This is a genomic window from Methanoregula boonei 6A8 (assembly GCF_000017625.1).
Classification (GTDB): Archaea; Halobacteriota; Methanomicrobia; order Methanomicrobiales; family Methanospirillaceae; genus Methanoregula; species Methanoregula boonei.
This window is the reverse complement of the sequence record NC_009712.1, coordinates 487,868-503,177: the sequence shown is the minus strand read 5'-3', so window position 1 is coordinate 503,177 and position 15,310 is coordinate 487,868. Positions and strand designations below refer to the sequence as shown.

Below are 15,310 nucleotides of genomic sequence, written 5' to 3'. Positions count from 1 at the left end.
TGTATACTGTACAGAAATTTGTGCCTTAAAGTTGTTATAATATTTATAGTGGGTTCGATCTGAAAACGGAAATAAGAACTCGCAGATCCACCCTATTGCAACACATATATGATTCGGACACCAACTCCTGTTCCATGAGAGTCATCCGGGCCCCGTCAATCGGGCGGGCACATGAGCAAGTCGTAAAGATGATCCTGGAGAAAGGCCGGGTCCTCCAGACCGAAGATGACGAGGCTACCGTAGAATTTGAAGAAGTGGCCCTCCAGATCGATACCCCCCTTGCCGGGCCACTCGTAAGCCCACATTCCCGGTTCCAGCAGAAGTTTGTCGAGCAGTACGCAACCGATCTTCTCCATGGATCGCACTCGTCTTTTGAATATGATTACCATGGCAGGCTCTTTGACTGGGGAGAACGGCTCTTTGTAGACGGAGTACCTGTACATGTAGATCAGATCGAATATATAGCAACCAAACTCCGACAGTCACCGGTTAGCCGCCGGGCCATCGCCATTACGTGGAACCCCGTCATCGATGAGAAACTCAACGACTGCCCCTGCCTCCAGCTCGTGCAGTGCGTGCTCCGGGACGGGAAACTGTGCATGAGAGTGATCTTCCGGAGCAACGACATGCTTACTGCCGCTGGGGCAAACATGTACGCTCTTGTCCAGCTCCAGAAGTCCATTGCAGAGCGTCTTGGCGTCGAATGTGGTACCTATACGCACATCTCGCTTGTCCCCCATATCTACTACCTCAGGGACATGCACGACATAGAACCATTCTGCGGAAGAGGGGATCTGATCCAGCCGGTACAGGAAGTCTGCCGGGCCTGTGGCCGGTGCCCTCGGGCAAAGACTGCCTAAAAAAGCCGTCACTTTAATTAAGCAACAGCAGCAAAAAGGATAAGGCAGTTATAGCCCGGTAGTGTAGCGGTCAATCATGCGAGACTCTGGATCTCGCGACAGCAGTTCGAATCTGCTCCGGGCTACTCTTTTGTTGAATTATTTAACCGGGATCCGTAGTGATCCCTGTGCGGGTTACCGGATTTTCCGAAAAAACCAACCCGGCCGCTTGAGGATTTCTAAAAAAGTCCGAATCGCTGGCGGAAGGTTCCGGAAACTGATCGCCCCCTACCCCCGCATACTGCTCAGCAAAAAAATCGATCGGGCCGATCAATTTCAAAGCCGGTCGCCCCGACCCTTTGCTCATGCAGGAAGAGGAGGGTTCCGGAAAAAATCCAAAAGCGTGTAAAAAGATCGATACGCTCACACCAAAAAAGATCCCGCTCGCAAACATTCCCGGCATATTGTTCCTGACCGACCACTGCTAAAAAAATATCAGACTACGCTTTTGGTGCTGTCGCAATCTAATAAAGGATCTCCGTCAATGGCCATCCGGCGGGGGTTGGCTTTTGCGGATACTGCCGTTCTTCCGGAGATCGCTTATGCAGATCCAGAAGAGAGCAAAAAAGATGCCAAACTTGATCGTGTAGAATACGAAGGGAAACGACGGAAGGGCATTGCTCATAACAGAATATGTTACCCCGGAAGAGACACCCAGGGTAGGGGGCATGTAGACAATCCCGAATAATACCGGCGTTTCAAGGTAGATAACGATCTGGGCGAGATAAAACCCGACAATTCTCCAAGGAGATTGTACCAAGATCAGGGCAAGAAACGGCGTGAGCCAGATAATGTATGAAGCGCTGAAGACCTTGTTGATAAGAACAAAGAAGAAGATGCTGGCAAAAATGACGCAGACCAGCGTGAATGGTTCCCCATCCAGACCTCTGAAGTACCAGACAAACAGAACCAGCTCCCCGAGAGCTAGAAGGACAAAGAACCAGATATCCGAAGGGACACCCAGGAACAGAAACTGGGACACTGAATCCAGATAGTAGACGAAACTGTGGACTTCCGGGGTCCGGGTGACATGGGACAAGTACGTGTTGAGAAAACCGGATGCATTCAGGATAAGGAACGGGGCAATAACCGCACCGGCAAAAAGGACAGACCACGCCAGTGATTTTTTAGCCATACCCATATCGTGCCCATTTTTCCAGGCATAGACCAGGTAAAACGGGAAACAGCAGGCAGGGAACCACTTCAGAAGTGTGGCAGCGGTCGCGGAGAGATAGGATGCAACCGTTTTCTGCGAGAGAAGGAGCCAGATGGAGAAGACAAGGAAAAACGTCGGGACTGCATCGTACGAAATCGGGACCAAAAATGCGGCCGCTATAGCGGTTGCATACAGAAGGCCGCAGAGAAATGCCTTCTCCCGCCCAAAGAACCCGCAGGCAAGAGAATAGAGGCAGATCAGGGTTGCGGTATCGGTAATGATCATAAGTGTGGAAAACGAGAACAGGTAGCCGACGGGATTTTGCAGCGTGATAACCGGGATCAGCGCAAGTAACACCGGTACAAGAAAGAGCTGAGGGTAGGGGACATAATAGCTCACGTACGGGTATATCCCATGAAAGGGAGACGTAGCGTACCAGTGATACAGGGTCAGATCCCCGGTCAGGGTCGTAAAAGGCATATTGGGCAGGAGACCGGAGAAGAATACAACTGCTTTTACCAGAAGTGAGATGACGATGAGGGTAACAATATCACGGTTCCGCTGAGAGTCATCGAGCCACAGGCTCCAACTGCCATTTTCTCTTTTTCCTTTTCGGGTCCCCCCCGGGTCACCTCTTTTGTCATCCGCTTCAAAATCCGTAAAAATTCCCCAGATACCCAGAGTGATGATTGCCGGGATTCCAATAGGAATGCACCACCCCTCAGGTCCATGGAGAAAAACACCATACCGAACTATATCTGCAAGAAGAAATCCAAGGCCTCCGGCAATCGTGAGACCGGCAGCAGCTCTCTGGCAGAGGGTCTGCATACGGTAGATTCCTACTATATTGAGGATGAGGGCAGCTATGAGAAGGAGAACTGCGCTGCCCCAGATGAGCGTTGACAGGGCCCCGCTTCCTGATAACGCCCCGGATACAACAGAGCAAAGATCCGAGGTAAACGAGATGAGATGATCGCTTGCGATGGTTTGCTGGTACTGGACCAGGCCCCACTGGAGACCACACCGGATCCAGCCGGCACCATAATAGATATTGATCGGGAGGAGAAGGGCAAGGGAGGTAAAGATGAGCAGAGGATTCCGGGAACGGGTCATGGGGGATACCAATGCCATTATCGTGATTGGGTATTCAACGTGTCGAAATGGAGAGAGCGCGGGATATCCGGGTACCGCAATCTCACGCTATCAGCGCTGAAAGAATGCACCCGATAAAGATTGCGCCAAACATTCCTGATCCACCAATGCTAATCTGCGGCACTTCAAGGTCGCCTGCAATGGGCAGATGTGCAATGCCGGCACCCAGCAGGATACCAAACGTGGTACTGACAAACGCAATCACGCCCGCAGAAAGCCCAAGGCCCTGCGCAAACAGGATCCCGCAAAGGAGGGCCGCAATGCCCGGGACGAACAGGGGCGCACGCAGCCCGATCCCCACAACCGGCCGTGTCAGCACGTACGCTATGGCTGCAACTATCAGAGTTGCCGCCGCCACCTGAAGGTACAGCGTATCCCCTCCCATAAATGATGAGGCACGGTACAGGAGCATGCAGGCCATAGCCACGGGGATGATCGCCCCGCCGAGGTTCACGGCAATGGAGGTCTCCCAGAGACCACCGGTTTCGGTGGGCGCAAAGGCATCGGGAAACTGGTCTGCTGCACCATGCGGCATCCGGATCGTCTCTTTCCGGACCTTCCAGACAGGGATATTCACCAGACTGCAGAGCAGGATCAGAATCACAAGGGCTGTTGCCGTGAGCCATGACAAGCCGACAAGGTTGGTAAACGCCTTGCCCACGAGGCCCAAAAACAACAACGGTACAACAATGACCACAAGCCCGATGATGACCAGAAGCGCGATGATCGTCAGGGGACCGGCAGAATAAACGCGGATATTGTCTGGCATGGTACTTTTTTTCCGGAAACTGGTGAGTGTTATCTTGTGCACACGATAGCGGCGTGATCCTGGTGGTACGGGGCAAGCCAGGTACTCTCACGTACTGTGATCCCGGCAGAGATGAGGATATCGAGCGTGTCCCGGAAGATCTCTGCCGGCTCTTTGCGGATATCCACACTCCGGGTCTTGAGCATAAGGATGAGGTGTCCGCCGGGTTTGAGGAAAGCGCAGTTTGCAAGGGCAATCGCCGCCTGGTCGGGCTGGGCCACATCCTGGTAGAGGAGATCCACCGCTTCCACAAGCGGGGCATACTGCTCCGGGCGGGAAGCATCAGCCATTATTGGTATAACGTTGGTGCGCCTGCGGGCCACTTCCAGCAGGTCCTGCATGGGGCGCGGGGCAAACTCCACGGCATACACCACCTCCACGTAATCGGCAACATGGGAGACCGTGGTCCCGTTTGCTGCCCCAAGGTACAGGACTTTCATGCCCGGTATAAGATCAATACCGGTTCCCACCAGGTACAGGGCGGCAAGCTTGCTCCGGTACGGGTCCCAGACCCGGTACCCTTCAAGCATCCGCTCACCGTAGACTCCACCCTCACCTTTCGAGACAAGAATGTTACCGATACGGATCATGACCGCACCTCGCCCGGGCCGACTCCTGCCTGGTCGATACGTGCCTGGGCATTCTCAAGGAAAGCGGGATCCGGGTATCCCCGGTAATAATCCAGACGGGCGGCAATCGCCAGTTTCCCCGCAAGGACCCGGGCAACTTTTCCCCTCGTTTCCCGGGAGGCGTTATGCACCCGCCGGTGCTGGAAGATGATCCCATGCTTGGGTGAGGGGGCATTTGTCCTGATATGCGCAAAAAGGGCGGTCCGGGCCCCAAGCACCTGGATTACACTTGCAGGCAGCCGGGAGAGTTCCTTTAATCCCCCTGCCTGGGAGAGAAGCCGAGCCGCAACCAGCCCTCCAATAAGAGCACTCGTGTTGGGCATCACCTCGCAGGCCCGGGCCGATACCACCTTTGCAAGGGCAGTCCGGGTATCGGCAAGGCCGGTGATACCTGTCGCAACTTTCCCGAGAGCGCCCCCCCTTCCACCCATGGATCTGACCAGCACATGCGCCGGTGTCCTGCGGTATTTGCGGGAGAACGACGGGTGCCGGATCTGGTACCAGTCCGCGACCCGTTCGGACAGGAGGTTAATGACCGTGTCCATCTCGTCCAGGGTCCGCACCATCTGGAGCAGCTCCACATCCTTTGCCGCGTACTGCTCTTTTACCGCCTGCTCCGATCCTGCAATACAGACCTTCTGGAGCAGGATAAGGTATTCAGCACGGTCACGGCAGATCCCGCAGACCACGGCCTGCTGCCAGTCAATGGGTACAATGGCATCCGTGCTGGCCCGGAGCTCTTGGACACGGCGGGCGTATGCGGCGGCATCACCGGTAAACGGGGTGCATTTCCCTGCATCGATATCACCAAACCAGCAGGACTGCATGATACAGACTAAGGGGCGTCCGGCTAAAAAAAGAATGGCTCACGAATATCAGGGGATGGACCCTGCACACCGGGAATCAGACCCAGGCAATCCCAAACGAGTACAAGATTACCGGTACCATGATGGCCCCCATGCAGTAGACCCGCGAAACATTCGCAAGATGCGGCACGAGCCCGAGGATCGTTGCAAGGATAAGGACAACAAGCCCGAACGGTCCGGTGAGGACAATGCAGAGGCCCACCACAAAAAGGATCACAGCACGATTGAGCAGCCGGCCATTAATCCCATTGAGCCGCCCGGCAGAACGGGAGAGCCCCACGGTGACGATATAGGCAAGGCAGGCAGCAAGGACCCCGGCGACCGCCAGTTCGCTCATGGAAGGGAGGGGCAGTTCCGCAAGGGCAACCATCACGCCATTTCTCATCCGGGAAAGGGCAAAGAGCGCGGCAAGACCGATAAAGGCGTTGGCCGTATTTGCAGCGCTGGTCGCAAGGATGTAGGCACGGCGATCTTTCTCGTACCCGATGATGGATGCCAGAGCACCGTTCGCGGTGGCAGTCGAGAGCCCGGGAAGCCAGCCAACCGCAATGCCGGCCAGCGTACCAAGGGCCGAACTTTTTGCAATGGTTTTTGCATCCACCCGGAGGCCTAGGAAGTGCTGGGCCGGGAGCGCCCCCTGCGCGGCAACAAGCAGGACCGAGATCCCAAAAAGGCCGGTCAGGAGCGGCATGAGCACAGCCGTCTCCCCCCCTATCGTGTGCCAGCCGAGGAACGCGTAATGGAGGGTGAAAGCACCCAGCAGGCCGGAGACGGAAAAGATCGCAAGCGCCCACCCGGGGGATTCACTCATCACGATCATGTACCCGATAACGGCAATGATCAGGATTCCAATGCCCCAGTCAAAGAACGGCTGGAGTGCGGGAAGGAACAGGAAACAAAGAACGGAGAGGGGGACTGCAATAACCATGGCGCAAGCGCTCCCGAGCGCCGCGGTCCGGACCGCTTCCTCGCCGTTTCCTTCCAGGCAGAGAGCATGGGCCGGGAGGACGGAGAGTGAGGTATCAGCGTCGGGAATCCCCAGGAACGTGGAGGGGACGCTCTCAACAAACGTGTGCGTGATCAGGGCGGCAAAGAGCGTCCCGGCAAGGGCGAGCGGTCCCAGTACGTCAAGGAGGAGGACCTGCGCACCGAGAAGGGTACCGGCCAGGGTATTGACATGCACCCCGGGGATGAGTCCGCTTATGGTACCAAGGAGGACTCCCAAAAGCGTCCCGATCACGATCTCGATCATTATCCAGAAGGTACGGGAGAAGGGACATAAATCAACCGAAATGCATATCCTCATATCGTTCCGGGGTGAAGAATCCGTAAATGAAGATCGCAGTCACCCGTCTTGCAGGAAAGGAGGGCCGGGATGTGGCCCGGTGCGCAGCATTCGGGCATGCGTGCTACAGCATCCATCCCCTTCGATCAGAGATACGGGAGGATGTTGTTGCGGCATTTGCCGACGCTACCGACCGCGGGGAGTTCGACTGCATATTCTTTACGAGTGCACTGCCGGCAAAGATCCTTGCCCCGCGGCTTGAAAAGACCCCCCGGATCATCGCGATCGGCCCCGAGACTGCAAGGGAGCTGACGCAGTGCAGCATTGCCTGCGAGACCCTGCCCGGGTTCTATTCCCGGGATTTTGTCCCGTACCTGGGTGAATGGATCAAAGGGAAAAAGATCGGTCTCCCCCGGGCCGATGTCCCCAATGCCCCCCTTATCGATGCAATCGCAAAGGCAGGGGGGATACCACGGGAGTTTCGCTGCTACCGGCTTGTGCCCACCAACGAGTCGCTTGACCTGCACCCTGCAGAAGCCGTACTTTTTACAAGCGCAATGTCGTATACCAGTGCAGTCTGGACGCCGCGGCCAGACCTGCTGGTAATGGCAATAGGGGAAATTACTGCAGATGCGATGAGATGCGGGGGAACATTCCCGACCATCGTGGGGGATGGCTCGCTTGAAGGGACACTTACGGCATTGAACGAGTACTGCGGGAGGACCAGGATCATACGATGACCACAACGGGAGACTGCGAAAAAGCAGAAAAAAAGCCTGCCATGCCGCTCCGGCATGGCGCAGGCATCATCGTGATCGATAAGCCCCGGGGCCCTTCGAGCCACCAGGTTGCAGCGTGGGTGGGAACGATGCTCGGCTGCCCGGTGGGCCACGCGGGCACACTCGACCCCCAGGTTTCGGGCATCCTCCTTGTCATGCTCGGTAACGCCGTGCGCCTTGCGCCGCTGCTCTTAAAACACGACAAGGAGTACATCTGCCTGATGCGGCTGCATAAAGAGGTTGACCGGCAGCGCATCGATGCGATGGCAGAGGAATTTTCCGGCCGGATCTACCAGCGCCCCCCAAGGAGAAGCGCGGTCAAGCGCCTCCTGCGCATCCGTACCATCAAAAAACTGGAGATCCTCGACGTTCAGGGCCGGCTGGTGCTCTTCAAGGTGGAGTGCGATGCGGGCACCTACATCCGCTCGCTCTGCCACCACATGGGCCTTGCCCTTGGCACCGGTGCGCATATGCAGGAACTGCGCCGGACACGTTCGGGAGCCTTTGACGAGCAGTGCATGCACACGCTTCACGCGCTGCAGGATGCCTGCTGTGCTGCGGCCGCCGGGGACCGGGTCGCACTGGACTCGATGATCGTCTCAGTCGATGCCGCAGTCCCCGATCTCCCGGCGGTTACCGTGCGCGATACCGCAATCGATGCGCTCTGCCATGGGGCAGCGCTTGCAGGGGTGGGAGTTATAGATTGCGACGAGTTCAGGAAAGATCAAATCGTCGCTGTCCTCTCCCAGAAACGGGAATTTATCGGCCTTGGTAAATCACTCGCCCCGTCCGCCGCGTGGAAACCGGGGACACCCGGCCTTGTCGTTGCCATGACCACGGTTTTTATGGCGCCGGGCACCTATCCCCGGGGCTGGAAGAAACACAGCAGGCCGGAACAGGCCGGTTCTGCCCCTGCGAAAGGATAGCATTAAAAAAATACCCGGCAAATACATGGGATACACTTTTTGCTGAGGTAGTCTAGCGGTAGGGCGCAGGCCTGGAAAGCCTGTGGTGCGAAAGTGCCTCGGGGGTTCAATTCCCCCCCTCAGCGTTCTGACACTGGGTTGAGTTCTAATCTCAATTTTGGGCTTAATTTGCTTTTATTTTTATTTTAAATTTATGTGCATAAAAATGATCAGAGATACGCCTCTGATCATCTAGCGCGTTTTATCTTCTGACAGTATAAACCCTAAAGAGTGGTTGCTTCATTCTAGGCATTTTTTCTCATCAATGCGGAGAAACGCCCACAGAACCGCATGGCGGGGATCTTCTGCGGATTGTATGGCACCCACCAAAAAGAAACGAGATGTTATGATGGTGGTGTTATTGTTAAAGTCCATGGGCCGTTTGCAGTTACTTCTGCGTAATATGTATCGGTATCCAGATGCACCATTTTCGAATCAGTACTCGCATCGACAGTATTTGCAGCTAAACCAACCTCATATCCATTACTATCCTTAATCCAAACTACGAAATTTCCCTGTCCCGAATATGTGCTTGTAAATATATACGCTCCCGACTGCGGCGTGCCAAATTCCGTAATGTTGTCTCCATTCCCGGTCAGAACTAGGGGAGCACTTGAGGCGTAGGATGGCAAATTGTTTGGATCTACCGTACCGATTTTATAAGGGTTTTTGTTTTCAAGATCTACCCTATCCCATGAATCAACCGCATAAATAGTCGGATCTGTCCCGTGATACCAAGTCCCATCTAAACTCTGATCCACCCATGTAACAACGTAAGTATCGTTTGCTGGATTATATCCCTCGATAAGAGTTCCGCCCCCGCCCTCATTATCAGTCGAAACTATATCCCCTCTTTGGTATATTGGAGCTGCATGCGGCCCAATTTGTGCGGGTGATGGTATCGTTGATGCCGCCGGGTTTTCGCAAGTGTTAGTTGTGGAATTGTACGTGCTACCGGGATAATTCTTGGAACAATATGAATTCCAATCTTGGTTATTCCAGAGAGATATTGCGCCCGCAATTAGTATAACGACGACGATACAAACAATTACCCCATATAATATAATTTTCCGTCTTTTTCCGGCAGAACATGACGATATGATCGTTTCTGGTTGGGGGATTGGTGCAACCGGTGCCGAACGGAGATCCGCACCGCAGGAATTACAAAACGCGGCGTTGTCAGGATTCTCCTTTCCGCATTTCTGACAGAACATTATTTCCCACCTATTGCAGCTATTTCGGCCTGGAGCTCCTTGATCTCATTCTCCAGTTTCTTTTTCTCGTTTTCCCGGCTGGAACTCCACCAGATAGCCACTCCGATCATAATCGCACCGGGTATAATGTAAAGAAGTAAGCATGGGAGACCGAGCAGGCATAAAAGGATCGGACCAGTCTGGCTGATTCCCGCTATCTGGTCGCGTTTTGTCTGAATTTTAGCTTGGATAACTTTGTCTTTTGGTGATTCGCCTAATCTTACGATTTGTGTTCCGCACGAATTACAAAAAGCAGCATCATCGGCATTTTGTGCCCCACATTTCTGACAGAACATATTTCCTCGATGAATAAATTTGCCTGATTGAGAATCACCCTCGGAAAATATTAATGTAACTCATGTTAGTTACTTAAGCGAAACTTATGGTGATTATGTTGTACTGCCTGTGTTGTACAAATGAGCCGCAAGATGTCCAATGAAAAATCAAGGACTTCAACGGGTTATCGGATTCCGCCAGACATTGAAAAAAAGATGAACCAACTTATTGAAAGTGGAGAGTTTGATACCCGCGCGGATGTTATCACAACGTCCCTCCGTTTTTACTTTGATAATCGAAACAAAAACACAAAAGATGAAATAAAACTATTTCTCGCATCAAAAGATGGGCGTAAATTCATAGCGGATATCGTTGGCCAAATAGATCAAAATAAGAAAGAATAACCCCGTTTTCATTCATGGAACCATACATGATTCAAATCTAGGACTGATCTATCGCACCGAACATAAAGTACACTAACAAACAAAATTGCTCAACATAATGCAGTGCTATGCCACGATTTCGTCCTGTAACATTGACGGTCTGCATTTCTGTGTTTCCTTTTTTATGTACCCGCAAAAACTCAGGGTAGTACAAGTGTAGCGCTATCGATCGATATTCAGGGTATTTTCTGGAGTGGAATGAATCGAACCATGCTCCCCCAAAAAATATCCTGATAATCGCTACTTTCTGTATATTAAATGGGGACTTCATAGGGACAGTGTACCGCTATTGCACACCGTTGCGCGGTTCCAATCCGGCCTTACTTTTTTTATGGTGCCGTATAAATTCGGGATAAGATACCGCGAAATACTGCACGTTCCTCGTCTGTAACATCAATGGTTTACCGTTCCAAGATTCTTTTTATGGCACTCGGTAATTCGGGAAATTGCGCGCTATTGCGCGCTTCATACGCCGGATAAGTTGTCGCGATATGTCGCGTTATTGAACGATACTGAATGATATTTCGGGATTGTTGTCAGAAGGTAAACATATCATGAAGTCTTTTTTCTTCTGCGATCTTTGCCCGAATTGATGCGGGATCTAAGCTCTCTAGCGATGGTGCGCTGCTCCCTTTCAGAAGGGAATCATGGAGCGCGATGAGACTAACGAGAGTGCGCAGATATGCAAGCCGCTCCCTGTCTCCCTCCCGAACCCTGAACCGTTCACCGGATACCCGGTTATACGTCTCTTCGATAAGATCATCTGTCAGTTCCAATAATTTTTTCCTGCCAGAAATTACCTCCGAGGGTCTTGTTTCTAGAATTGCGTCTAATACCTGCGTTTTTACCTCTGTCGTTTGGCTCTTACCTGCCATTTGTTACCTCCTTTGAAACTGTCCCGAAATACCGCGATATTCCGCGAATCATCAGACGTAAAAATGTGTTTATTTCGATCCTCATTTCGCACCGCTCCGACTGAAGTGTTTTAAAATGGTTCGATATGGTTCGATTCATGAGACGTGAATAGCTGTTCATTGAATCGCTCCTGATGCGGTTGCCGGTGCCGGTCCCTGCTCCTGCTTGATCTCTGTCCCGGTCCTGAAGGATGATACAGGGGCACTCTTCGCTTTCTTTGTGCCGGTCGTGGTGCTGGTTTGCTGCTTTCCATCCCAGACCTTTGCCGCTTTCGTGTATGCGAGGTCTGTTTTTTTCTCGCACCTTGTCAACCGTTCCTTCATCCCCTGGATCTCTTTGAGTGCTTCCAACCCCACAAGACCCCCGGCTAGGGCATGGAAGAGCTCCGTTACCTCCCTAAGTGGTACTTCCCGCCTGTCTGCTATCTCCACCCTGGTGTAATACCCGTGCTGGTACGCTTTCAGGAGTAAGCCTTCGATGAACTGAAGGGAATAACTTGAATCTATCCGGTGCCTGTAGCTATCTATGTTTAGCTCCAAAGACTTGCATATCCAAGTATTATCCATGCCAAAATTCTTCAGATTGCCGATAAGCAGAATAGCCGCGTCCGGGCTGATGGGAGGTGCGCCATTTGCCGATATGCGGATAACCTGAGTGCCGTTCTGGTAATCGTCCCATGTTACCAGATGCCCGGTTTCTGTCTTCCAAGGAAAGGGTACGTTGGGGTGGGGTGTTGGTTGCGATAGGTCCGGGGGTGTCCCTTTTGTCTGTCCGAGTGCTATTTCAGAAAGGGACACTGCCCCCCCCTGTGCCCCCAAAGAGACAAACGTTAGGTTTTCAATTTTCCAGTTGCCGGATCGAACCAATGCTTGTAAACTGTCCTGCTCTTTGCACGGGTCATACTGGTACAATCCGTGTCCGACTTTTCGCACCGGACCAGATCCTTTTCTAGATGATGATAGGCGCAATAAGGTGCGTTTGACTGAGTTATAGCATCCCCCTGTCTGTTCAACCAGATCCCTGATCACATAGGCGCGTTCCGGCTCCGCTCGGAGAACCTCCACAATACACTGTGAAAGGGACAGTCCCCTTTTTCCGCTTTTGAGTGCCCCTTTTTCGTCCCCTTCCATGTCCTTTGGTGATGTTGTAGGGGATGCGGGAAGTGATTCCACCATGTCCTCAATCCGAAGCAAAATTCTCTATCAGTCTCCACCGACCGGTCCTGATGGCGATCTCTGCTGCTGCACGATGGAGTTCTGGGAGATGTTCCAATGTTTCTCGGTCGATGGTGAATCCAACAATTGGCCGGGGTTTTGGCGGTGTATTTATTGATTCAGAAGAAGCATTCTTCATTGTCCCTTACTCCTTCGTGGTGTACTGGACGGTGCAGCGGGCTGACTGGTTGGCGCTTGTTCAACCCCGCTGCATTCTTGTTCCACCTGATTGTCAGTGCTAGATAGGCATGCCGTTGTCTCGGTGATGGGAGCATTTTGGCCCCGTGCATAGCCTTCTTTAACTTTCTTTTCAAGTGCCGTTCTCAGCTCTTGAGACATTGATACACCCAGCTCCTTTGCGAGGTCCCTAAGCTGCCGGGGAATACTCACGTTCGTATGGATGTATTCTATCCCGTCTTTTCCGATTGTTACCGTTACCATTTCTCTACCCTGTGGAACACTCAAACCACTGTGATATGTATTATATTTAGGAAAGGGGTAACACTTCCATCCAAGAGATGATGTGTTAGATGGGAAGCACAGAGAAAAGCCACCCGAAGTTTCTGAAACATCGTTCCAATCCTCCGATAGAATTACCGGAAGAGATCAATAAATGGGAACTTTTTATTAATTCTCGGCGTAATGGACGGAAATTAGCTGAAGAAATACGTGATCTTCTTAACAAGAGTGAAACGCGGTTTGGTTGGGAGTGGGTTTCGTTCGCAGATATAAGAGAACATGTTAAAAAGTCTAACGATGTCACTGATGAGTGGATAGAGGCGATGTTGAAGGACATGCAGGAAGCACATCTCATAGAAAAAATGGCTAAAAATGATAAGGTATCATACAAAGACAAGGAAGGGACTTGTTTTCGGAAACGGCCTTATTATAGGTGGGCTATTTACGCCGAATTGAACCAAAAGACCGATAAGGGTTACATGAATGCTTATCGCAGATTGTTAACCGAAGATCGTGAATTGAAAAAAAGTTTTGACCTAGACGAATTTATCAAGAATCTACCCCCAAAACTGAGGAGGGGGCTAGATCAAATAAAACTTGATACCGGAAAGAGCGATTCTGAAATAATAAATTGTATACTGCAAGAAAAGGGAATAAAGCCAGAAACCGTGAGACAGATTGCAAAACAACTGATCGACAAAAAACAGGAGTAAAATAATTAATTTCCCGGTCTCTTTGCCTGCATCTGCAATAGTTCTGCCTTGAACCTGTCAAACATTGAGAAACCCCAGCACTGTGCAAATTGTAATACCGTGTGGCACATCATAGAAAATAAAATCAGGCTGATCCTTTCTGCATTGCGATGATCTGCTCCTGAAGATCTTTGATCTGTTTCTGCATCATAGCAAATTCCGGCAGCTGCTCAGCCTGTTGGGTCGCCGTCTTGACCTTCTCCGCTGCTTCTGGTGTCAATGCACATGAACACACCGGGCACCATTGCTGGGTCGGGCCTGCGATAGTGCCGCAGCGAGGACACTGCCGGGGCTCCAGAACCTTTGACCGGGGCTTGTCGTCAATCTGCACACCGGCGAGTCTTGCCATCTCTTTCTTGACATCTGACGGCCCGACATGCCCGTAGCATTTGTCCATCATATCAGTGCTGGTATGACCCCAGCCAAGGAGCTTGATCATCGATTCCTGGCATCCGTCTTGGATAAGATGAGTTATCTTGCTGTGGCGGAACAGGTGAGGAGTGATATGCTTCTTAATACCGGCGCGCTCGGCGATATTCCGGATCTGCTTGGCGATGCCTGAATACTGGAGCTGGTTGCGACCAGTACGATTGCGACCACCACCGGATGTCAAGAACACAAAGTTTTCTCCTATCGGTTCGCCTGGATAATCGTTGCGCCATTGTGCAAGGTATTCCCTCGCCATGAACAACGGGATCAGCCGGGTTTTCTCCGTCTTGAATTTGACCGTGATAGTGGCGTCGACATCGGTGAACACCACCTGATTCCACCGGAGTGTACCCAGTTCACCACAGCGAAGTGCTCCATCGTACAGAACGGCGATAATCGCCCTGTCCCTGCTGGTCTGGCAGGCTTTTAGCATTCCGAAGATATCCTCTTTCGTGAAGATCATGTCTGCTGTCTTGGTATCATACACGTAGTTGGGTGGTTTAATGTCCCTCAGTTTCTTCTCTGGGATCTCAGACTTTCCGTTCTCCGACAACCACATGAAAAATCGTTTCATGAATCGGATAAAATCGGCGACGGTATTTTGTTTGAACGGTGTGCCGCGTGCGGTTTTGGCCTGCTCAATCCGATCTCGGGCTGCATAGACATCCTTGATGACGCTCTCCCGGAACGGCTTCGGGAAAAACTCTCTCAAGCGAATCAGAACTGAGATGATCTTAAAATATCGTGCAGTGGTGATCTTCTTGCCGGTGGCCTTAGCTTCCTGCACAAATTCAAGGATGAGATCTGCATCATCCTGGGAGATCCTCTTGAGGTCTATAGCCTTCGTTAAGGCGCTGGATGAATACTCCCGGTATTTTGCTTCGGAAGTGTGAAAACGGCTAATACCGTCATGACTGGTTGGCGTAGTCATAAAAGATACTATGTCCAAGCAACTATATAAACTGCCCCGTTAGAACATAACCGTGTGATCATATGCTCCCCCTCAGCGTACCGCTGTTTTGCTCTGTTT

Annotated in this window: 16 protein-coding genes, 2 tRNA genes and 1 pseudogene; 7 read left to right on the top strand and 12 right to left on the bottom strand. The window is 52.0% G+C overall.

Annotated elements, in window-relative coordinates:
- The first annotated feature begins 134 nt into the window (after nt 1–134).
- Nucleotides 135–860, top strand: coding sequence for a thymidylate synthase (locus MBOO_RS02710; protein ID WP_012106060.1), 726 nt, complete (start codon nt 135–137; stop codon nt 858–860).
- A gap of 52 nt (nt 861–912) precedes the next feature.
- Nucleotides 913–985 (top strand) — tRNA-Gln (locus MBOO_RS02705).
- A gap of 17 nt (nt 986–1,002) precedes the next feature.
- Here MBOO_RS02705 and MBOO_RS02700 read toward each other — a convergent pair.
- The 6 genes from MBOO_RS02700 to MBOO_RS02675 form a co-directional block, all read right to left on the bottom strand.
- Entirely contained in the window at nt 1,003–1,302 is a 300-nt protein-coding gene (locus tag MBOO_RS02700) for a hypothetical protein (protein WP_012106059.1), read from the bottom strand.
- Between the two features lie 78 nt (nt 1,303–1,380).
- Nucleotides 1,381–3,186, bottom strand: a complete 1,806-nt coding sequence (locus tag MBOO_RS02695) for a hypothetical protein (RefSeq protein WP_012106058.1) — start codon at nt 3,184–3,186, stop codon at nt 1,381–1,383.
- Between the two features lie 64 nt (nt 3,187–3,250).
- Nucleotides 3,251–3,976 carry a DUF1614 domain-containing protein gene (locus MBOO_RS02690; RefSeq protein ID WP_012106057.1) on the bottom strand — a complete coding sequence of 242 codons (726 nt, stop codon included), beginning with the start codon at nt 3,974–3,976 and terminating at the stop codon, nt 3,251–3,253.
- A 29-nt stretch (nt 3,977–4,005) separates the two neighbouring features.
- Nucleotides 4,006–4,605, bottom strand: a complete 600-nt coding sequence (locus MBOO_RS02685) for a fibrillarin-like rRNA/tRNA 2'-O-methyltransferase (protein ID WP_012106056.1) — start codon at nt 4,603–4,605, stop codon at nt 4,006–4,008.
- Nucleotides 4,602–5,471 carry an NOP5/NOP56 family protein gene (locus MBOO_RS02680; RefSeq protein WP_012106055.1) on the bottom strand — a complete coding sequence of 290 codons (870 nt, stop codon included), beginning with the start codon at nt 5,469–5,471 and terminating at the stop codon, nt 4,602–4,604. The genes MBOO_RS02685 and MBOO_RS02680 overlap by 4 nt, the downstream gene beginning before the upstream one ends.
- A 76-nt stretch (nt 5,472–5,547) precedes the next feature.
- On the bottom strand, nt 5,548–6,762 hold the full coding sequence (locus MBOO_RS02675) for a tripartite tricarboxylate transporter permease (RefSeq protein WP_048068562.1): 1,215 nt from the start codon (nt 6,760–6,762) through the stop codon (nt 5,548–5,550).
- An 80-nt stretch (nt 6,763–6,842) separates the two neighbouring features.
- Between MBOO_RS02675 and MBOO_RS02670 the strand changes: the two genes are divergently transcribed.
- From MBOO_RS02670 to MBOO_RS02660, 3 genes are all read left to right on the top strand, one after another.
- Nucleotides 6,843–7,535: a uroporphyrinogen-III synthase gene (locus MBOO_RS02670; RefSeq protein ID WP_012106053.1), complete on the top strand. Its 693-nt coding sequence runs from the start codon at nt 6,843–6,845 to the stop codon at nt 7,533–7,535.
- A complete protein-coding gene (locus MBOO_RS02665) occupies nt 7,532–8,500 on the top strand; it encodes an RNA-guided pseudouridylation complex pseudouridine synthase subunit Cbf5 (RefSeq protein WP_012106052.1) in 969 nt (322 codons plus the stop codon). Before MBOO_RS02670 ends, MBOO_RS02665 begins: the two co-directional genes overlap by 4 nt.
- Before the next feature lie 41 nt (nt 8,501–8,541).
- Nucleotides 8,542–8,625 (top strand) — tRNA-Ser (locus MBOO_RS02660).
- A gap of 258 nt (nt 8,626–8,883) precedes the next feature.
- On the opposite strand, the gene MBOO_RS13350 is transcribed toward MBOO_RS02660, so the two are convergent.
- Together MBOO_RS13350 and MBOO_RS14245 are read right to left on the bottom strand one after the other, a co-directional pair.
- The gene (locus tag MBOO_RS13350) at nt 8,884–9,753 is read right to left on the bottom strand and encodes a zinc ribbon domain-containing protein (protein ID WP_012106051.1); all 870 of its coding nucleotides are present in this window, start codon (nt 9,751–9,753) and stop codon (nt 8,884–8,886) included.
- 272 nt (nt 9,754–10,025) lie between these two features.
- A pseudogene (locus MBOO_RS14245) lies at nt 10,026–10,088 on the bottom strand (zinc-ribbon domain-containing protein); the annotation flags it as partial.
- A 132-nt stretch (nt 10,089–10,220) separates the two neighbouring features.
- Here MBOO_RS14245 and MBOO_RS02650 point away from each other — a divergent pair.
- Nucleotides 10,221–10,472, top strand: a complete 252-nt coding sequence (locus MBOO_RS02650) for a hypothetical protein (RefSeq protein WP_157677573.1) — start codon at nt 10,221–10,223, stop codon at nt 10,470–10,472.
- Between the two features lie 575 nt (nt 10,473–11,047).
- Here the strand turns inward: MBOO_RS02650 and MBOO_RS02640 are convergent.
- The 3 genes from MBOO_RS02640 to MBOO_RS14240 all read right to left on the bottom strand — a co-directional run bounded on the left by MBOO_RS02640 (nt 11,048) and on the right by MBOO_RS14240 (nt 13,081).
- Nucleotides 11,048–11,386 (bottom strand): hypothetical protein, encoded by a 339-nt coding sequence (locus MBOO_RS02640; RefSeq protein WP_012106047.1) that lies wholly within the window; start codon nt 11,384–11,386, stop codon nt 11,048–11,050.
- Between the two features lie 156 nt (nt 11,387–11,542).
- Nucleotides 11,543–12,601 carry a hypothetical protein gene (locus MBOO_RS02635; RefSeq protein WP_012106045.1) on the bottom strand — a complete coding sequence of 353 codons (1,059 nt, stop codon included), beginning with the start codon at nt 12,599–12,601 and terminating at the stop codon, nt 11,543–11,545.
- Nucleotides 12,602–12,775: 174 nt separating this feature from the next.
- Entirely contained in the window at nt 12,776–13,081 is a 306-nt protein-coding gene (locus tag MBOO_RS14240; protein ID WP_048068235.1) for a type II toxin-antitoxin system CcdA family antitoxin, read from the bottom strand.
- Between the two features lie 89 nt (nt 13,082–13,170).
- Between MBOO_RS14240 and MBOO_RS02625 the strand changes: the two genes are divergently transcribed.
- Nucleotides 13,171–13,812, top strand: a complete 642-nt coding sequence (locus MBOO_RS02625; protein WP_012106044.1) for a hypothetical protein — start codon at nt 13,171–13,173, stop codon at nt 13,810–13,812.
- A 124-nt stretch (nt 13,813–13,936) separates the two neighbouring features.
- Here MBOO_RS02625 and MBOO_RS02620 read toward each other — a convergent pair whose 3' ends face one another.
- Nucleotides 13,937–15,211 carry a tyrosine-type recombinase/integrase gene (locus MBOO_RS02620; protein ID WP_012106043.1) on the bottom strand — a complete coding sequence of 425 codons (1,275 nt, stop codon included), beginning with the start codon at nt 15,209–15,211 and terminating at the stop codon, nt 13,937–13,939.
- Nucleotides 15,212–15,310: the final 99 nt, after the last annotated feature.